This window comes from Tardiphaga sp. 813_E8_N1_3 (genome assembly GCF_051811025.1).
In the GTDB taxonomy this organism is placed as follows: Bacteria; Pseudomonadota; Alphaproteobacteria; order Rhizobiales; family Xanthobacteraceae; genus Tardiphaga.
Genome location: NZ_JBPWQE010000001.1, coordinates 5,192,263 through 5,208,027 on the forward strand (window position 1 = coordinate 5,192,263; position 15,765 = coordinate 5,208,027).

The window sequence follows — 15,765 nt, forward strand, 5'->3', positions numbered from 1 at the left end:
TGAGACGACGCGCAAAAGCGCATTTCGCCACAAGTGTCCCCCGCGCGACAACGTCTTGCAAGCGTCCAATGCTGCCACGCGGTAAATTGGTGAACGCGGGCCATTGTGCGACGCAATATTTCATATGCACGCGCACGTCCGAAAGGATGTTTTCGCCACTGCGACGTCTGCGCGCAGCCCCTTGCGCACGGCCTAAAGTCGTATTGGGTCGCATTTCCCCGCAATGCTACCTTTTGCATCGAAGTTCTCTGCAATGAGCCGACAGAAGTTCGGCGCAGCGAGCGAGAAGCCACGATAAATTTTGCAACGGATTTGGGGAGCGATTCAAACATGTCCACCATCGCAGCAACATCGGCGAAAGCCCAGGGGATGACGAAGGACGAACGCTTCGTCATCTTCGCGTCATCGCTCGGCACTGTTTTCGAATGGTATGACTTCTACCTGTTCGGCTCGCTTGCCGGCATCATCGGCGCGCAGTTCTTCGGCGTGATCGATCCCGCCACCAAGCTGCCGATGTTCAATCAGGCCACGCGCGACATCTTCGCGCTGCTGGCCTTCGCCGCGGGCTTCATCGTTCGTCCGTTTGGCGCCATCGTGTTCGGACGCGTCGGCGACATCGTCGGCCGCAAGTATACGTTCCTCGTCACCATCCTCATCATGGGCCTGTCGACCTTCATCGTCGGCATCCTGCCTAACGCAGCGACCATCGGCATCGCGGCTCCGATCATCCTGATCGGCCTGCGTCTGCTGCAGGGCCTTGCGCTCGGCGGCGAATATGGCGGCGCGGCAACTTATGTGGCGGAACACTCGCCGGCCGGCAAGCGTGGCTACTACACGTCGTTCATTCAGACCACGGCCACGCTCGGCCTCTTCCTGTCGCTGCTCGTGATCCTGTTCACGCGGTCGGCGCTGGGTGAGCCTGAATTCGCCGCCTGGGGCTGGCGCATTCCGTTCCTGGTCTCGGTGGTTCTGCTCGGCATCTCGGTCTGGATCCGTCTGCGCCTGAATGAATCGCCCGTGTTCCAGAAGATGAAGGACGAGGGCAAGGGCTCCAAGGCTCCGCTCACCGAAGCCTTCGGCAACTGGAGCAACGCCAAGATCGTGCTGATCGCACTGTTCGGCGGCGTGATGGGCCAGGGCGTGGTCTGGTACACCGGCCAGTTCTACGCGCTGTTCTTCATGCAATCGATCCTCAAGGTCGACGGTTACACCGCGAATCTCCTGATCGCGTGGTCGCTGCTGCTCGGCACCGGCTTCTTCGTGTTCTGGGGCGCCCTGTCCGACAAGATCGGCCGCAAGCCGATCATTCTGGCAGGCTGCCTGATCGCAGCGCTGACCTTCTTCCCGATCTTCCGGATGATCACCACCAACGCCAACCCGACGCTGGAAAAGGCGATCGAAACCGTGAAGGTGGAAGTTGTTTCAGATCCCGCGCTGTGCGGCGACCTGTTCAACCCGGTCGGCACCCGCGTGTTCACCACGCCTTGCGATACGGCGCGCGCCTATCTCGCCCAGTCGTCGGTCAAATACTCGACCGCCTACGGTTCGGCAGGCTCGGGCGTGAAGGTTGTCGTCAACGGCAAGGATGTGCCCTACACCGCGGCCGCAGCGTCGAACCCACAGGTTCTCGCAGCGGTTCAGGCGGCGGGCTATCCGAAGGCTGGCGACGCGCAGATCGTGAAGATGGCGCATCCGTTCGATATCTTCCGTCCGCAGGTCGCGGCGGTGATCGGACTACTGTTCGTCCTGGTGCTGTTCGTGACCATGGTCTACGGGCCGATCGCGGCAATGCTGGTCGAACTGTTCCCGACCAAGATCCGCTACACCTCGATGTCGCTGCCCTACCACATCGGCAACGGCTGGTTCGGCGGACTTCTCCCGGCGACCGCCTTCGCCATCGTGGCCTCGACCGGCGATATCTATGCCGGCTTGTGGTACCCGATCATCTTCGCGGCAATTACCGTGGTCATCGGCTTCTTCTTCCTGCCGGAGACCAAGGACGTCGATATCAGCGCGAACTAATCTCGCCAAGCCGGCAGCAAGGCTGCCGGCGGACTCGACGACAACAAACCGGCCGCGGAGCAATCCGCGGCCCTTTTTTTTTTGTTGCAGCAGATCTGCGAGCGTCAGGTTGCGCCGACGAACTGCAGCACCACCTCGCGCCGATGCGGGCGGGCGCGGTGTTCGATCAGATAAATCCCCTGCCAGGTTCCAAGCGCGAGCTTGCCTGACAGAACGGGGATGTGCAGCGAGGTTGCGGTCAGCATGGTCCGAACATGCGCCGGCATGTCGTCGGGACCCTCCGTGTCGTGCGTCCAGTTAAAATCCTGAGGCGCAAGACGATCGAGCGTTGTCATTAGATCGACCAGCACGGAAGGATCGGCGTTTTCCTGGATGGTGAGCGACGCTGAGGTATGGCGGATGAACAGCGTCAACGCACCTTCACGGGCGCCGATCTCGCTCAGAAATTTGCCGACCTCGCGGGTGATATCGATGAAGCCGGCACCGGATGTCTGCACAGTCAGCAGCGACGACATCACGGTCTCGACACGAACTGAAGACGGCGCGCTGCGCGTAACGGATCTGGCAGATGTCATGAAGTCCCCTCTTGGCCAATTCCACCTTGGCTGATGAACCAAAACGCCGAGATGGCGTTCCCCCTTCAATCAAGATCGACAAGGGAAAACGCCATGAAGCCTAAAACATCAAGGGAGATTCCGGGGCCGAGGCCGCGCAAGGACGAACAGCGCGCACAGGAGGACGCAGACAAGACCGATCAAGCCGATCGCGACACCATCCATGGCGACGGCGAGAATATCGGGCTCGACCGCAAATAAGAACTGCGCACTGCGTTAATCGTCGGAGCTAACCACGTCTGCGCGGTGAATTTCCTCGCCCTCCTCGTTGCGGACGGAAATGGCGAAGTGCTTGCCGCGGAGCTCGGGCCTGATCTTGTAAATATCGCCTGCGAGCTTGTCGGCGACCTCAGCGGCCAGCAATTCATTGCGCAAAATCTGCCCGGAAGCGTCGGGCACGGTCGTCCCATCGACCAGATCGAAATAAAATCTCGGCATCAAAGTACTCCTCCCTTGGGTCGAAAACCTTGAAGCGAAAAATGTACGATTTGGCTCCTGTCTGCTTGTGCTGAACTATTCTCGATATCGCGGCAAAAGGCCCGCGCATCATATCAATCAACGATGTGAGCACTGCTATCCGTAGCGCAACTGGCAGCGCTCAGATTTTCCCGCTGGAATCGCGCTGGATGCGGCTGGCCATATCGACAAGGCGACGCCACGCGTTTTCGACAAAGGCCATGACCCGATCGACGTCGCGTTCGCTCGGCAGCGGAATCTCGATCTTCCTCTCGCCATCCGCACTCCCCGACTTCCCGGGCTTCAGCGAGTCCTGCTTCGGGAGCGCTTCATCGGTCTTGCCGGCGACGGCTGGACCGCGCTGGGCAAGCTCCGCCTTCAGCTTGTCGTTGTCCTTCTGCAGTCGTCCTATCTCGGTATCGAGCGCGGCACGTTCATCCGGCAAAATATAGCAGGCCCAGCCGGATCCCTTATCCGTGCATGTCGAAACCGTGCCGGTGCGGGTATCCAGGCGAATGACGCCTTCAGTGATCGGCGACAGCGAATAACGGCCATTTTCGATGTCCGGGAGGGCCTGCGCAGACGCACTGACAATTCCGGCCATCAGAACCGCGCCAACCCGCGCGGCGTACCGCATGGGCTGCTCGGGGAAGGCCAAACGCACCACAGCATTCTTCATGGAGATGCTCCGCGTTGCGAGTTCGGGGCGATAGCCGCCTTTGCTCTCAGATGTGCTCAGATTTGAGATTTGAAAGGCGCCCGCTTTGCTTTCAACGCGTCAGCCAGCAATTCGAGCCGGTCCTGCCCCCAAAATACTTCACCGTTGAGCACATAGGCCGGCGAGCCGAACACGTCAGCCGCAATCGCCTCCTGACGGTTCTGTTCGTATTTCGCAGCCACATCGCTCGACGCCGCGCGCTCTACCAGTTTCGCGCCCGGCAGCCCCGAATCATCCGCCAGCCTGGTCAGCACGGCCGTATCGCCGAGATTGAGCTGACCTTCCCAGACCGCAGGAAATGCGCGGCGCAGGAACGGGTCCGGATCGAGTCCGGCCTCGAGCGCCGCGATCACCAGACCATCGGCGAGCCGGCCATCGAATGGCCAGTTCTTCGGCTGCAGATGGAAATCCAGACCGCGCTTGTCGCGCCAACGCTGCAATTCAAGCATCCGGTAGCGCTGCCGCACCGGATGACGCTTGCCGAGCGGCAGGCCGCCGGTTTCCGAAAACAGCTCACCGAGAAATACCGGTTTATGATTCACCTTGAGATCATAAGTACTTACGAGATCGCGAAAGAGCGTGTGGCCGATATAGGCCCAGGGCGATGGCAGCGAAAAATAGTAGTCGATCTCTTGAGACATTCCGGGCTCCGGCAGGGGCGTTTTTAAACTCTGCGGTACTCCAACAGAGCGCCCTGCGCCGTGCAAGATAGATCACCTCGAAAGTCATTCTTGCGCTGCGGCGATCCCGCGCAGCGGGATTCGAATTTCGCCAATAAAATCAAATGAATCAAAGCACTAACAGGCGATCAGCGAATCTTGACTTGGCAAGATGCGCTAAGTATGGTCCGCCCGGCTTTGAAGGGTGACGGGGCGTTATTTCCAGCATTTGCAGCGTTATTTCGAGTGTCGCAAGCATGACTAACGGCACACGGGACGATGACAGTGAACGCAGAAACGATGGCAAATCGTCGCCCGATGAGGCTGCGCTTTCCGCAAGGCTCGGAAGTTTGAATCAGCGTCTGTCCAAACTTCAGGATGAGCGCAAACTTCAGACTGACCAATCCGAAACTGGAAGCGGAAACGCACAGTCCAGGGCATCAGCCATGGCGGTGGGTCTCCGTCTTTCTTCGGAACTGGTCGCGGGCGTCGTCGTCGGAACGATTCTGGGCTGGGGCTTCGATCGTTTACTGTCGACATCGCCGTGGGGGCTGATCGTTCTCATGCTGCTCGGCTTCGTCGCCGGGGTAATGAACGTGATGCGCTCGGCTGGTGTCGGAAAAAAAGCGGAATAAGAAATTCGCGCCCAAGACCTCTGCGTCGTTGGCGCAGCATTTGAGTGCCGGCTGTCCGGCAAGGAAACGCCGGACGTTCCGGCCGAATTGAAAGACCGACGTGGATGGCCGATCCGATCCATCAATTTGAGATCCACAAGATCTTCACCCTGGGCCATATCGGCAATCAGGAAATCGCCTTCACCAACTCATCGGCCTATATGTTCGGCGCCGTCGCCGTCGTGTCGCTGCTGATGATCGGCGGAAGCGCCGGGCGCGCGCTGATCCCGAGCCGTTTCCAGTCGGTCGCCGAGCTGTCCTTCGAATTCGTCTCGAATACGGTGCGCAGTAGCATCGGCGAAGAAGGGATGAAGTTCTTCCCGTTCGTGTTCTCGCTGTTCATGTTCATCCTGACGGCGAATCTAATCGGCATCATCCCCTATACCTTCACCGTCACCAGCCATCTGATCGTCGCCGTCGCACTGGCATTGATGGTGTTCCTGACCGTGCTGCTCTACGGCCTCTACAAAAACGGTCTCGGCTTCTTCAAGCTGTTCGTGCCGCACGGTATTCCGATTTACATCCTGCCGCTGGTCACGGTGATCGAGGTGATCTCGTTCCTGTCCCGCCCGGTGTCGCATTCGGTTCGTCTGTTCGCCAACATGCTGGCCGGCCACATCACGCTGAAGGTTTTTGCCGGCTTCGTGACCTCGCTCAGCGCACTCGGCGCACTCGGCATTTTCGGTTCGGTGCTGCCGCTGGCTATGACCACGGCGCTGACCGCGCTGGAACTGCTGGTCGCCTTCCTGCAGGCCTATGTGTTCACGATCCTGACCTGCATCTATCTCAACGACGCACTTCATCCGGGCCACTAACTGCGTTTTAGTGTCTTGGCGGAATTCCACCCCTCAACTGTCTTAATCCCTATCCCAAGAAGGAGTTTTACTATGGATCCCATCGCAGCGAAGTACATCGGCGCCGGCATTGCTTGTCTCGGCATGGGTGGCGCTGGCATCGGCGTCGGCATGATCTTCAGCCAGTTCCTCAACGGTGCGCTCCGCAATCCGTCGGCTTCCCAGGGCCAGTTCGCTAACCTGATCTTCGGCTTCGCCGTGACCGAAGCGCTCGGCATCTTCTCGCTGCTGATCGCGCTGCTGCTGCTGTTCGCCGTCTAAGCTGAAAACGGATCCGGTTGCCGCTCCGTCCTGGAGCGCTTCCGATCGATAAGGAGACTGCTGTGGCTGAAGGTCAGGGCAAATCCAAGGGCGCCGATCACGGGACTGCCGCACACACTGCGGCAGACGGTGGTCACAAGGCGTCGTTTCCGCCGTTCGAGAGCAACACCTTCGCTTCACAGCTGGTGTCGTTCGCGATCGCGTTCGGCTTGCTCTATCTGATCGTGTCGCGTCTGGCGCTGCCCCGCGTCGGCGGCGTGCTTGCGGCCCGTCAGCAGGTTCTCGATACGGACCTGAACGAAGCCGCCAAGCTCAAGGGCGATTCCGACGCTGCGTTGAAGGCTTACGAAACCGAACTCGCCAATGCCCGCGCCAAGGCGCATGCGATGGCGACCGAGGTTCGTGAGAAGCTCAATGCAGAACAGGAGCAGGCCAAGGCGAAGCTCGAAGAGAGCCTTGCCAGCAAGCTTGCTGCAGCGGAGCAGACCATTGCCACCACCCGCGCAACGGCGATGGGCAATGTGCGCAGCATTGCTGCGGACACGGCCTCGGCGATCGTCGAACGCCTGACGGGCATCAGCCCGGATGCAGGTGCCGTCAACGCCGCGCTCGACGCGTCGCTGAAAGGATAAACGGATGTTCGGACTTCAAGCTGAATTCTGGGTCGCCGTCGCTTTTGTCCTTCTGATGGCGGTGTTCGGCTGGTTCGGTATTCACCGCACCATCCTGACGGCGCTCGATCACCGCAGCGTCCGCATCAAGCAGGAACTCGACGACGCCCGTCGCCTGCGTGATGAAGCTGCTGCGCTGCTCGTCGACTACAAGAAGCGTCATGCAGCGGCCGAGCGCGAAGCGCAGGACATCATCACTTCCGCCAAGGAAGAGGCCGAGCGCATTGCCGCCGAAGCCAAGGCCAAGATGGAAGATTTTGTCGCCCGCCGCACCAAGAGCGCAGAGGGCAAGATCGCAATGGCGGAAGCCCAGGCTATCGCAGACGTTCGCGCAGCCGCAGCCGAAGCCGCAGTGAATGCCGCAGCCTCGGTGCTGTCGCAGTCCGTAAAGGGCTCGGTGGCCGACGACCTGATCGCCAAGGGTATCGGCGAGGTTCGCTCCAAGCTGAACTAAGCGAAACACTTCAAACTAAAAAAGCCGGCGCGAGATGATCGCGCCGGCTTTTTTGTTGGCTCGGATACCCCCTTAGCGCCGCTTGCGTGCGGGCGCCTGCGATTTCAGGGCCTGCGGATCGAAGCCGATATAGAAGATGTAGGAATCGCCTGCAGTGCCCGTCGGCACCGGATAGACGAGATCCTCGCCGACCAGGCTGAACGGCACGCTGGTCTCGCTGCCGATCTGCACTGTGGTCTGGAATACCTTGGTGGCAATGGTCTTCGGCGTCACGCCTTCCTGCACCACGGCGACACGCAGCGGCACATCAACTGCCGCAGGCGCACCGGCCGGCCCGACGATGACGCGGCCCTGGATGCCGAGCTTGACCGAGATCTGACCGGCATTGAGATCGCAGGAGCGCGCCGTCCGGGTGATGGTGGCCTGGAAAGCCAGATCGTTGCCGACCGCCGGCTTGCCCGCAGCGCCAACCGCATAGGTCGAGGCGCCCGGCCGGATGCTGACGCTCGGGCAGGTCAGGTCGTTCTCATCGGTCTGCGGCGACTGCGGCGCGCCGACCTCGGTGGACTTGCCCGAGAACAATTGGGTGAAGCGATCGGTCATCGACGGACTACCACCACCGCTGCTCGGCGAGCCGCCACCAAACATGCTGCCGCCGCCACAACCGGCCAGAGTCAAGCTTGCTGCAGTGATCACCAGCATGCTGCGGAGCGCGCCGGTGCGGCCGCTGATCGGCATCGAACGAATGTTGCGCATTATGAAGATATCCCCGGAAATTCAGTCGTTTGCGCAGCCACGCCCAAGGCGTGCGCAGGGCCTTATAACAGCGCAATGGCGGCGAACCCAAGGCGCTTGAGAGAGGACAGATGCGCGCCATTGCGCCACATCCGGACATCGCGTTGCAGCACGGTTACCCGCGGAAGTCCTCATGCAGCATGCCGTAAAGCAGGTGATCCTGCCAGATGCCATTGATGCAGAGATAACGCCGCGCCAGTCCCTCGCGTGCGAAGCCGCATTTCTCCAGCACCCGCACCGACGGCATGTTGGTGGGAATGCAGGCCGCTTCGATGCGGTGCAGGTTCAACTCGCCGAACAATGTTGGCAACAGCACCCGCAGCGCCGCCGTCATGACACCCTGCCCGGTATAGGGCTGGCCAACCCAGTAGCCGATGGTGCCGGCCTGGACGATGCCCCGGCGCACATTGGCCAGCGTCACGCCGCCCAGCAGCGTGCCGTCGGACTCGCGAAACACCAGAAACGGATAGGCGCGATCGGCCGCAGCATCGTCGGCATAACGGCGCAGCCGGCGGCGAAAGCCGGAGCGCGTCAGGTCGTCTGACGGCCAGATCGGCTCCCACGGCGTGAGATAGCCGCGGCTCTCTTCACGCAGATCGGCCCATTGCGGAAAATCGCTCATCACGGGCGCACGCAATGCAACACCGTAGCCGCGCGGCGCCAGCGCCGCCGGCATGCTCGATGGCAAACGAAACAGGGCCATAGGCTCGCTCCCTGATGCCTCGGACCTCACCTGCCTAGTGGAGCAGGCTCTTGTCCTTGGCGCGGGTCAATCCTTCCGCAAAAGCCACCGCCGTGTCCAGCCCCCGGCCGCTGCCGAGCGCCGCCACGGCCGGGCGGCTGCGCGTCAGCAGGCCACGGGCGACATTGCGGGTCGATTCCACGCTGACATCATCGATGCGCTGGACGAGCTCTTCCACGGTGAGTGGACGGCCATAGGCCAGCATGTGCCGCGCCAATTGCTCGGCGCGCGAGCTGCAGCTCTCCAGCGCCATGAGCAAACCGGCCTTCATCTGCGCCTTGGCGCGGGCGATTTCGGCTTCGGTCAATGTCTCGACCGACTCGTTGATGACGTCGACGATGACTTCCATCATCTCCGGCGCATCGGCGGGATCAGTGCCGGTATAGAGACCGAAGAAGCCGGTGTCGGTATAGGGCGCATGAAAGGTGTAGATCGAATAGCACAGGCCGCGCTTCTCGCGCACTTCCTGGAACAGCCGCGAGGACATGCCGCCGCCGAGGATATTGGTGAAGACCTGCAGGCTGAACAGCGACAGATCCGACTGTGGCAGACCTTCCAGCGCCAGTGTCAGATGCGCCTGCTCTAGATCGCGATTGACCACGCGCGAGCCGCCCTTGCCGAACATCGCCGGCTGCGGCTTCGGGGCTGCGGTGCCCTCGAAGCTGGAAAAGCGATCGGACGCCTCATGCACGACCTGGCGATGATTCACAGCGCCGGCCGCGGCCACCACCATGTCCGGCCCGCGATAATGCGTGGACAGATAGTTCTGCAGCTTATCGCGATCGAAGCCCTTCAGCGTCTTGGCGGTGCCCAGAAGCGAACGGCCCATCGGCTGGTCAGGATAGCAGAGCTCGTTGAGATGTTCGAACACGACATCGTCCGGCGTGTCCTGTGCCGCACCGATCTCCTGCACGATCACGCTCTTCTCGCGCTCCAGCTCGTCCGGCACGAAAGTGGGGTTGGCGAGAATGTCCGAGAGCACATCGAGCGCCAGCGGCACATCGGCCTTCATCACGCGAGCGTAATAGGCCGTGGTTTCGGTCGAGGTCGCGGCATTGAGATCGCCGCCGACCGCCTCGATCTCCTCGACGATCTCGCGCGACGAGCGTTTCTTGGTGCCCTTGAAGGCCATATGTTCGAGCAGATGCGAGATGCCGTGCTCGTCGGACTTCTCATCGCGGCCGCCGACGCCGGTCCAGACGCCAAGCGCGGCGGTTTCCAGATGCGGCATGGTATCGGTGATGACCGTCAGGCCCGAAGGCAGTTTGGTAACTTCGACGGTCATCAGGAAACTCCTTGCTTCGCAGCACGGCTGATCGACAGCACGAACTGCTCAATATCGCTTTGGTCATTCTTCATGACCTTAATATGCTCAGGTCTGGTCATCAGCCCTTCCAGATAGACCGGCAATGCCGGCCGCACCCCGCAGGCGGCTTCGACCGCATCGGGGAATTTCGCCGCATGCGCCGTCGACAACACGACGTTCGGCACATGCATCTCGGTGGTGTCGCGATCGGCGACGGCCAATGCCACGGCGGTATGCGGATCGATCAGATCGCCGGTTTCGCGCCATGCAGCGCGAATGGCGGCCGAGGTCTCGTCCTCGTCGGCGCGGCCGGATTCGAAATCGGCGCGGATCGCGGTCAGCACTTTCTCGGGCAGCACGAAACGACCGGACTGCTTCAGCGAATCCATCAACCCGCGCACCAGCGCAGCATCGCGACCGGAGGCTTCAAACAGCAGACGCTCGAAATTCGACGACACCTGAATGTCCATCGAGGGGGACGACGAGGCGTGAACCTCACGCACCTCGTAGATGCCGGTCTTGAGCGTGCGATCGAGGATGTCGTTGACGTTGGCGGCGACGCGCAGCTTGCGCACCGGCAGACCCATGCGCTTGGCCACATAGCCCGCAAAGATGTCGCCAAAATTGCCGGTAGGTACCGTGAAATCAACGCTGCGTGCAGGCGCGCCGACGGCGACGGCCGAGGTGAAGTAGTAAACCACCTGCGCAACGATACGCGCCCAGTTGATCGAGTTCACACCCGACAGCGACACGGCGTCACGAAACTTGTGATGATTGAACAGGCCCTTCACGATCGCCTGGCAATCGTCGAAATGGCCCTCGACGGCGAGCGCATGGACGTTCGACGCGCCGGTCGTGGTCATCATGCGACGCTGCACGTCGGAAATACGGCCGTTCGGGAACAGTACGACGAGATCGACATTGTCGCGGCCGGCGAAGGCATCGACGGCGGCACCGCCGGTGTCGCCGGAGGTCGCGACCACGATCGTGGTGCGCTGATTGCGCTTGGCGAGGACATGATCCATCAGCCGCGCGATGAGCTGCATGGCGACGTCCTTGAACGCCAGCGTCGGGCCGTGAAACAGCTCGAGCACGAACTGGTTCGACGCGGTCTGATCGAGCGGCACCACAGCGGGATGGCGGAAAGTGGCATAGGCCTCATTGGCCATGCGCCCGAGATCCTCGTCGGAAATCTCGCCGGCCACGAACGGCCGAAGCACCTCGACGGCGACTTCCCAATAGGGCCGGCCGAACAGCGACGCGATGGTCTCGGCTGACAACTGGGGCCAGACCTCGGGAATGTAGAGACCGCCGTCGCGGGCAAGCCCGGTCAGCATGACATCGCAAAAGCCGAGTTTCGGGGCCTCTCCCCGCGTCGAGATATAGGTCGTCAAGGCGTCCTCCAAAGGCGCGGAAACCGCCAAGCCTTTGATAATAATGGGGTTAAAACTTCACGCCGCGTGAAATCAGAGGGCACCATAATGGGTTTCGCCGGGCGAGGAAACCGACTTTGGCCGGGGTTCAGCCCCGACGCTGCCCCCGGATCCAGACCCCGAAGGCAATCACCACGGCCGCCGCGAGGCCAAACCATGTGATCGCATATTGCATGTGGTCGTCCTTGAGGCGGATTTCGAGCGGGCCGGGCTTTGGAATGGCATTGGCCGGCACGGGGCTTTCCAGATCGACATAGAACGGGGCCACGGCGCCCCAGCCGAGCGCCTGCGCCATGGCGCGCTGGTCGCGGTTGAACCAGAGACGCTTGTTGACGTCGTCATGGGGCGTCAGCGTGCCCGCGGTTTCGGGGAAACGCAGATAGCCGGTCAGGGTCACGGGGGCGCCGGTGACGAGCTTCTGCACGGCGCGGTCCTGCTGCGCGCGATCCTGCATCGTGTTTTGCACGAAGCCGGCATTGATCACGACGGTCTCGCCGGATGTCAGTTGCGCCGGCAGGAAGGCCCAGGTCACCGGACCCGGTACATCCGGCCGCACGCCGGAGCCGGAGCTGTAGACCATGCCGTCCGGCACGGGTTTGTAGGTCGCCGAGAAGCTGACGCGACGGAATTCATCCTTCGCCGGGCTAAGTGCGCTCCATGTCCCTGGCGCAGGCAATGCACCGGGCGCGCCTGCAAGGCGTTCCGTGAGCGCGGCGATCAACGCATGTTTCTCGGTACGGCGCTGCAACTGCCAGAAGCCGAGGCTGAGGAGCACACCGACGATGATGAGCGTGACGATACCGAGACCGGTGATACTGCGCCGGCGCGCTGCAACAGTGTTCATTTCGGCGTGCGATCGATCAACTGGCCTTCAGAGGCCTTGTGGTGGAATTGCAGGGCGATCAGCAGCGACTTCATTGAGCGCAACGGCAGCAGCGTGGTCGCGAGAATCAGCGGCAGCCACAGCGCGGCGTGCAGCCAGAACGGTGGCTGGTACTTGACCTCCACCACCAGCGCGCAACCGACCACGATGGCACCGGCGAGCATGATGATGAAGATCGCCGGACCATCGCCGGTATCGATGAAAGCATAGTCCAGTTCGCAACGCTCGCAGCGCGGCGCCAGATTGATGAAGCCCGCATAGAGCCTGCCCTCACCGCAGCGCGGGCATTTGCAGGTGAGGCCGCGAATGACGGTCTGGCCAAGACTGACGGGAACAGCGGCTTGATCGGGCATCGAATCGAATTCTTTCACGGCGCAAGCGCCAAACAAAAAGGGCGGCCCTGCGGCCGCCCTCTTGTAGCACCTGAATGCGGTCAGTGCGCGGCTGCGCCGACGATAGGGCCGCCGTAGCCCCAGACATAGATCGTGATGAACAGGAACAGCCAGACCACGTCCACGAAGTGCCAGTACCAGGCGGCGAATTCGAAGCCGAGGTGCTGTTTCGGCGTGAAGTGACCGGCATAGACGCGGAACAGGCAGACCAAGAGGAAGATGGTGCCGACCAGCACGTGGAAACCGTGGAAGCCGGTCGCCATGAAGAAAGTCGCACCGTAGATGTTGCCCTTGAAACCGAAAGCAGCGTGGGCGTATTCGAACGCCTGCACGCAGGAGAAGGCAGCGCCGAGCAGCACGGTGAGGATCAGCGCATGCTTCACAGCCTTGCGGTCGCCTTCCAGCAGGGCGTGATGCGCCCAGGTCACTGTGGTGCCCGAGGTCAGCAGGATCAACGTATTGAGCAGCGGCAGGTGCCAGGGATCGAAGGTCTGAATGCCTTTCGGTGGCCAGACGCCACCAAACAGCGCCTCGCGGGTGGCGTGGACGGGATCGCCGGGGAACAGGGATGAATTGAAGTAGGCCCAGAACCAGGCGACGAAGAACATCACTTCCGAGGCGATGAACAGGATCATGCCGTAACGGTGGCTGATCTGCACCACGCGGGTGTGGTCGCCCTTGTACTGGGCTTCGCGAACCACGTCGGTCCACCAGCTTGCGAATACGTAGAGCACGCCGATGGTGCCGACGCCGAACACGATGGGCGCCGCGGCATACATGTGGTGCATCCAGCTGACCGCGCCGACCGCCATGATGAAGGCGAACAGCGAGCCTACCGCCGGCCACGGCGAGGGATCGACGAGGTGATAGTCGTGGTGCTTTGCTTGCGCCGTAGCCATTGCGGTTCTCTCCGTCAGCTGCGCCGGTTGAAGCCGGTGCGAGTTCTCTCAATTTTATAACTCGGAACGCTCCAGGATTTCTCCTGGAGGTTCCCCGTATCTCAGAGGTTTCCCTTGCGCTTGTCAGTCTCCGTCGCCGCCAGCGGCTTCGGCGCCGGATCGCGCAGGGGGTAGAACGTGTAGGACAGTGTGATCGACTTCAGTCCGTCATTCTCGCTATCCGCGGCCAGCGCAGGATCGACATAGAATACGACGGGCATTTCGCGCTTCTCACCGGGCGCCAGGGTCTGGTCGGTGAAGCAGAAGCAATTGATCTTCTGGAAATACGCGCCCACCGTCAGCGGCGCCACATTGTAGGCAGCCTGTGCGGAGGTGGTACGGGCCGACTGGTTGGTCACCGTATAGAATACGGTCACGACCTCGCCGATCTTGACCTCGATCTCGCTCTGCTCGGGAACGAACTTCCACGGCAGGCCGCCCGACACATTGGCATCAAAACGCACGGCGATTTTGCGCGCGATCGGGCCGCTCGCAGGCGCCGAGCTGGCCACCATCGTGGTGCCGTTGAAGCCAGTGGCGCGGCAGAACCAGTTATACAGCGGCACGGCGGCGTAGGACGCGCCGACCATGAAGGCCACCAGCAGACCGCAAGCCGCAGCCACCGTCGCATCGCGACCGAGGCGCGGCTTCGAGGCTTTGATGTTTTGCGGCTGATCGGTCATGTCACTCAGCTTCTGTCATTACATGGGCCGGATGAGAACGGCCGGCCCTTTGACCATGGTGACGGCAAAGAACAGCACGACGAGGATGCCGAGCGCCCAGGCGATGGCCAGCGAGCGTTCGCGCCTGCTCTTCTTCTGGGCCTCGGTGAGGACGATGCCGTCCGGCTGTTCAGGCTTGTGCTCATTGTCCATCGGATCATGCGCCCCTCTACCAGACCAGCGGGAGGATGGCCTTCACGACCACCTCAAGCAGCAGAATGGCAAACAGCGCGAACAGATAGACGATCGAGAAAGCAAACAGCTTGCGCGTCGCACGATTGGCAGGCGTGCCTTCGCGCAGACGATAGACCTCGACGGCGAGATACATCATGCCGGCGCCGAGGATCAGCGAAGCAGTGCCATAGATGGCCGAGAAATAGCCAAGCGGCCACGGGGCCACGGCAGTCGCAACCAGCACGACGGTGTAGAGCAGTATCTGCAGCCGGGTCGCATCGGGACCGGCGACCACAGGCAGCATCGGCACGCCGGCGCGGGTGTAGTCGTCATTGCGGAACAGGGCTAGCGCCCAGAAATGCGGCGGGGTCCAGAAGAAGATGATCAGGAACAACAGGACCGGCTCCATCGAGAGCGTTCCCGACGCCGCAGCCCAGGCAACGACCGGCGGCAGCGCACCGGCGGCACCGCCGATGACGATGTTCTGCGCAGTCCAGCGCTTCAGAGCGATGGTGTAGATCACGACATAGAAGAAGATCGTGAAAGCGAGCAGCGCGCCGGCCAGCCAGTTGACGAGGATGCCGAGCGTCATCACCGAGAAGAAGGCCAGCACCAGACCGAAGGTCAGTGCTTCCGGCCGGGTGACGCGGCCGCGCGGAATCGGGCGGTTGGCGGTGCGCGACATCAGCGCGTCGATGTCGGCTTCGTACCACATGTTCAGCGCGCCGGAGGCGCCGCCGCCGACAGCGATACAGAGGATCGAGGTGATCGCCAGTACCGGGTGATGATCGCCCGGCGCCAGGAAATAACCGACCATGGCCGTGAACACGACCAGCGACATCACCCGCGGCTTGAGCAGCGCGATGTAGTCGGCAACACCCGCTTCGGAGATGCGAGGGGCAGACAGGTCGATGGTGTGGTGGTCGAGGACGGACAAGATCATTCTCACTTTTGTTACGAGCACTCCGCCGAAACCCTTGCGAGTTCGGCGGAGGCA

The 15,765-nt window shown here is 61.7% G+C and carries 21 protein-coding genes; 7 read left to right on the forward strand and 14 right to left on the reverse strand.

Annotated features, from left to right (window positions below):
- Positions 1-369 precede the first annotated feature (369 nt).
- Positions 370-2,022 (forward strand): MFS transporter, encoded by a 1,653-nt coding sequence (locus AB8A33_RS24580; protein ID WP_439096038.1) that lies wholly within the window; start codon positions 370-372, stop codon positions 2,020-2,022.
- A 104-nt stretch (positions 2,023-2,126) separates the two neighbouring features.
- On the opposite strand, the gene AB8A33_RS24585 is transcribed toward AB8A33_RS24580, so the two are convergent.
- Positions 2,127-2,597 carry a secondary thiamine-phosphate synthase enzyme YjbQ gene (locus AB8A33_RS24585; protein ID WP_309940524.1) on the reverse strand — a complete coding sequence of 157 codons (471 nt, stop codon included), beginning with the start codon at positions 2,595-2,597 and terminating at the stop codon, positions 2,127-2,129.
- A gap of 93 nt (positions 2,598-2,690) precedes the next feature.
- Here AB8A33_RS24585 and AB8A33_RS24590 point away from each other — a divergent pair, with 93 nt between their 5' ends.
- Positions 2,691-2,837: a hypothetical protein gene (locus tag AB8A33_RS24590; protein ID WP_439095146.1), complete on the forward strand. Its 147-nt coding sequence runs from the start codon at positions 2,691-2,693 to the stop codon at positions 2,835-2,837.
- A 15-nt stretch (positions 2,838-2,852) separates the two neighbouring features.
- On the opposite strand, the gene AB8A33_RS24595 is transcribed toward AB8A33_RS24590, so the two are convergent.
- The 3 genes from AB8A33_RS24595 to AB8A33_RS24605 all read right to left on the reverse strand — a co-directional run bounded on the left by AB8A33_RS24595 (position 2,853) and on the right by AB8A33_RS24605 (position 4,451).
- Positions 2,853-3,074, reverse strand: a complete 222-nt coding sequence (locus AB8A33_RS24595) for a DUF6894 family protein (protein WP_089266842.1) — start codon at positions 3,072-3,074, stop codon at positions 2,853-2,855.
- A gap of 160 nt (positions 3,075-3,234) precedes the next feature.
- Positions 3,235-3,729, reverse strand: coding sequence for a hypothetical protein (locus tag AB8A33_RS24600; protein WP_439096040.1), 495 nt, complete (start codon positions 3,727-3,729; stop codon positions 3,235-3,237).
- A 98-nt stretch (positions 3,730-3,827) separates the two neighbouring features.
- A complete protein-coding gene (locus tag AB8A33_RS24605) occupies positions 3,828-4,451 on the reverse strand; it encodes a 2-hydroxychromene-2-carboxylate isomerase (RefSeq protein WP_439095148.1) in 624 nt (207 codons plus the stop codon).
- A gap of 275 nt (positions 4,452-4,726) precedes the next feature.
- Here AB8A33_RS24605 and AB8A33_RS24610 point away from each other — a divergent pair, with 275 nt between their 5' ends.
- The 5 genes from AB8A33_RS24610 to AB8A33_RS24630 all read left to right on the forward strand — a co-directional run bounded on the left by AB8A33_RS24610 (position 4,727) and on the right by AB8A33_RS24630 (position 7,383).
- A complete protein-coding gene (locus tag AB8A33_RS24610) occupies positions 4,727-5,104 on the forward strand; it encodes an AtpZ/AtpI family protein (protein ID WP_089266840.1) in 378 nt (125 codons plus the stop codon).
- 104 nt (positions 5,105-5,208) lie between these two features.
- Positions 5,209-5,958: a F0F1 ATP synthase subunit A gene (locus AB8A33_RS24615; protein WP_089266839.1), complete on the forward strand. Its 750-nt coding sequence runs from the start codon at positions 5,209-5,211 to the stop codon at positions 5,956-5,958.
- A gap of 72 nt (positions 5,959-6,030) precedes the next feature.
- On the forward strand, positions 6,031-6,258 hold the full coding sequence (locus AB8A33_RS24620; protein ID WP_068732626.1) for a F0F1 ATP synthase subunit C: 228 nt from the start codon (positions 6,031-6,033) through the stop codon (positions 6,256-6,258).
- A gap of 62 nt (positions 6,259-6,320) precedes the next feature.
- A complete protein-coding gene (locus AB8A33_RS24625) occupies positions 6,321-6,890 on the forward strand; it encodes a F0F1 ATP synthase subunit B family protein (protein WP_315840336.1) in 570 nt (189 codons plus the stop codon).
- Between the two features lie 4 nt (positions 6,891-6,894).
- Positions 6,895-7,383, forward strand: a complete 489-nt coding sequence (locus tag AB8A33_RS24630; RefSeq protein WP_439095150.1) for a F0F1 ATP synthase subunit B family protein — start codon at positions 6,895-6,897, stop codon at positions 7,381-7,383.
- Between the two features lie 72 nt (positions 7,384-7,455).
- On the opposite strand, the gene AB8A33_RS24635 is transcribed toward AB8A33_RS24630, so the two are convergent.
- The 10 genes from AB8A33_RS24635 to AB8A33_RS24680 form a co-directional block, all read right to left on the reverse strand.
- Positions 7,456-8,139: a hypothetical protein gene (locus AB8A33_RS24635; RefSeq protein ID WP_439095152.1), complete on the reverse strand. Its 684-nt coding sequence runs from the start codon at positions 8,137-8,139 to the stop codon at positions 7,456-7,458.
- A 154-nt stretch (positions 8,140-8,293) separates the two neighbouring features.
- Positions 8,294-8,881, reverse strand: coding sequence for a GNAT family N-acetyltransferase (locus AB8A33_RS24640; protein WP_439095154.1), 588 nt, complete (start codon positions 8,879-8,881; stop codon positions 8,294-8,296).
- A 34-nt stretch (positions 8,882-8,915) separates the two neighbouring features.
- Complete coding sequence (locus AB8A33_RS24645; protein WP_439095156.1) at positions 8,916-10,205, reverse strand: M16 family metallopeptidase; 1,290 nt, start codon at positions 10,203-10,205, stop codon at positions 8,916-8,918.
- Entirely contained in the window at positions 10,205-11,620 is a 1,416-nt protein-coding gene (thrC, locus tag AB8A33_RS24650; RefSeq protein ID WP_439095158.1) for a threonine synthase, read from the reverse strand. Before thrC ends, AB8A33_RS24645 begins: the two co-directional genes overlap by 1 nt.
- A gap of 127 nt (positions 11,621-11,747) precedes the next feature.
- The gene (locus AB8A33_RS24655) at positions 11,748-12,503 is read right to left on the reverse strand and encodes an SURF1 family protein (protein ID WP_439095160.1); all 756 of its coding nucleotides are present in this window, start codon (positions 12,501-12,503) and stop codon (positions 11,748-11,750) included.
- A complete protein-coding gene (locus AB8A33_RS24660) occupies positions 12,500-12,895 on the reverse strand; it encodes a DUF983 domain-containing protein (protein WP_439095161.1) in 396 nt (131 codons plus the stop codon). The genes AB8A33_RS24655 and AB8A33_RS24660 overlap by 4 nt, the downstream gene beginning before the upstream one ends.
- A gap of 80 nt (positions 12,896-12,975) precedes the next feature.
- Positions 12,976-13,833 carry a cytochrome c oxidase subunit 3 gene (locus AB8A33_RS24665; RefSeq protein ID WP_439095163.1) on the reverse strand — a complete coding sequence of 286 codons (858 nt, stop codon included), beginning with the start codon at positions 13,831-13,833 and terminating at the stop codon, positions 12,976-12,978.
- Positions 13,834-13,934: 101 nt separating this feature from the next.
- Positions 13,935-14,555, reverse strand: coding sequence for a cytochrome c oxidase assembly protein (locus AB8A33_RS24670; protein ID WP_093761654.1), 621 nt, complete (start codon positions 14,553-14,555; stop codon positions 13,935-13,937).
- Between the two features lie 18 nt (positions 14,556-14,573).
- A complete protein-coding gene (locus AB8A33_RS24675) occupies positions 14,574-14,747 on the reverse strand; it encodes a CoxF protein (RefSeq protein ID WP_089266830.1) in 174 nt (57 codons plus the stop codon).
- A 16-nt stretch (positions 14,748-14,763) separates the two neighbouring features.
- Positions 14,764-15,705, reverse strand: coding sequence for a heme o synthase (locus AB8A33_RS24680; protein WP_439096042.1), 942 nt, complete (start codon positions 15,703-15,705; stop codon positions 14,764-14,766).
- Positions 15,706-15,765 lie beyond the last annotated feature (60 nt).

Bases quoted from the DNA above. Each gene is read 5' to 3' on its own strand.
- AB8A33_RS24580 (WP_439096038.1), top strand. From the start codon at position 370: ATGACGAAGGACGAACGCTTCGTCATCTTCGCGTCATCGCTCGGCACT.
- AB8A33_RS24585 (WP_309940524.1), bottom strand. From the start codon at position 2,597: ATGACATCTGCCAGATCCGTTACGCGCAGCGCGCCGTCTTCAGTTCGT.
- AB8A33_RS24590 (WP_439095146.1), top strand. From the start codon at position 2,691: ATGAAGCCTAAAACATCAAGGGAGATTCCGGGGCCGAGGCCGCGCAAG.
- AB8A33_RS24595 (WP_089266842.1), bottom strand. From the start codon at position 3,074: ATGCCGAGATTTTATTTCGATCTGGTCGATGGGACGACCGTGCCCGAC.
- AB8A33_RS24600 (WP_439096040.1), bottom strand. From the start codon at position 3,729: ATGCGGTACGCCGCGCGGGTTGGCGCGGTTCTGATGGCCGGAATTGTC.
- AB8A33_RS24605 (WP_439095148.1), bottom strand. From the start codon at position 4,451: ATGTCTCAAGAGATCGACTACTATTTTTCGCTGCCATCGCCCTGGGCC.
- AB8A33_RS24610 (WP_089266840.1), top strand. From the start codon at position 4,727: ATGACTAACGGCACACGGGACGATGACAGTGAACGCAGAAACGATGGC.
- AB8A33_RS24615 (WP_089266839.1), top strand. From the start codon at position 5,209: ATGGCCGATCCGATCCATCAATTTGAGATCCACAAGATCTTCACCCTG.
- AB8A33_RS24620 (WP_068732626.1), top strand. From the start codon at position 6,031: ATGGATCCCATCGCAGCGAAGTACATCGGCGCCGGCATTGCTTGTCTC.
- AB8A33_RS24630 (WP_439095150.1), top strand. From the start codon at position 6,895: ATGTTCGGACTTCAAGCTGAATTCTGGGTCGCCGTCGCTTTTGTCCTT.
- AB8A33_RS24635 (WP_439095152.1), bottom strand. From the start codon at position 8,139: ATGCGCAACATTCGTTCGATGCCGATCAGCGGCCGCACCGGCGCGCTC.
- AB8A33_RS24640 (WP_439095154.1), bottom strand. From the start codon at position 8,881: ATGGCCCTGTTTCGTTTGCCATCGAGCATGCCGGCGGCGCTGGCGCCG.
- AB8A33_RS24645 (WP_439095156.1), bottom strand. From the start codon at position 10,205: ATGACCGTCGAAGTTACCAAACTGCCTTCGGGCCTGACGGTCATCACC.
- AB8A33_RS24655 (WP_439095160.1), bottom strand. From the start codon at position 12,503: ATGAACACTGTTGCAGCGCGCCGGCGCAGTATCACCGGTCTCGGTATC.
- AB8A33_RS24660 (WP_439095161.1), bottom strand. From the start codon at position 12,895: ATGCCCGATCAAGCCGCTGTTCCCGTCAGTCTTGGCCAGACCGTCATT.
- AB8A33_RS24665 (WP_439095163.1), bottom strand. From the start codon at position 13,833: ATGGCTACGGCGCAAGCAAAGCACCACGACTATCACCTCGTCGATCCC.
- AB8A33_RS24670 (WP_093761654.1), bottom strand. From the start codon at position 14,555: ATGACCGATCAGCCGCAAAACATCAAAGCCTCGAAGCCGCGCCTCGGT.
- AB8A33_RS24675 (WP_089266830.1), bottom strand. From the start codon at position 14,747: ATGGACAATGAGCACAAGCCTGAACAGCCGGACGGCATCGTCCTCACC.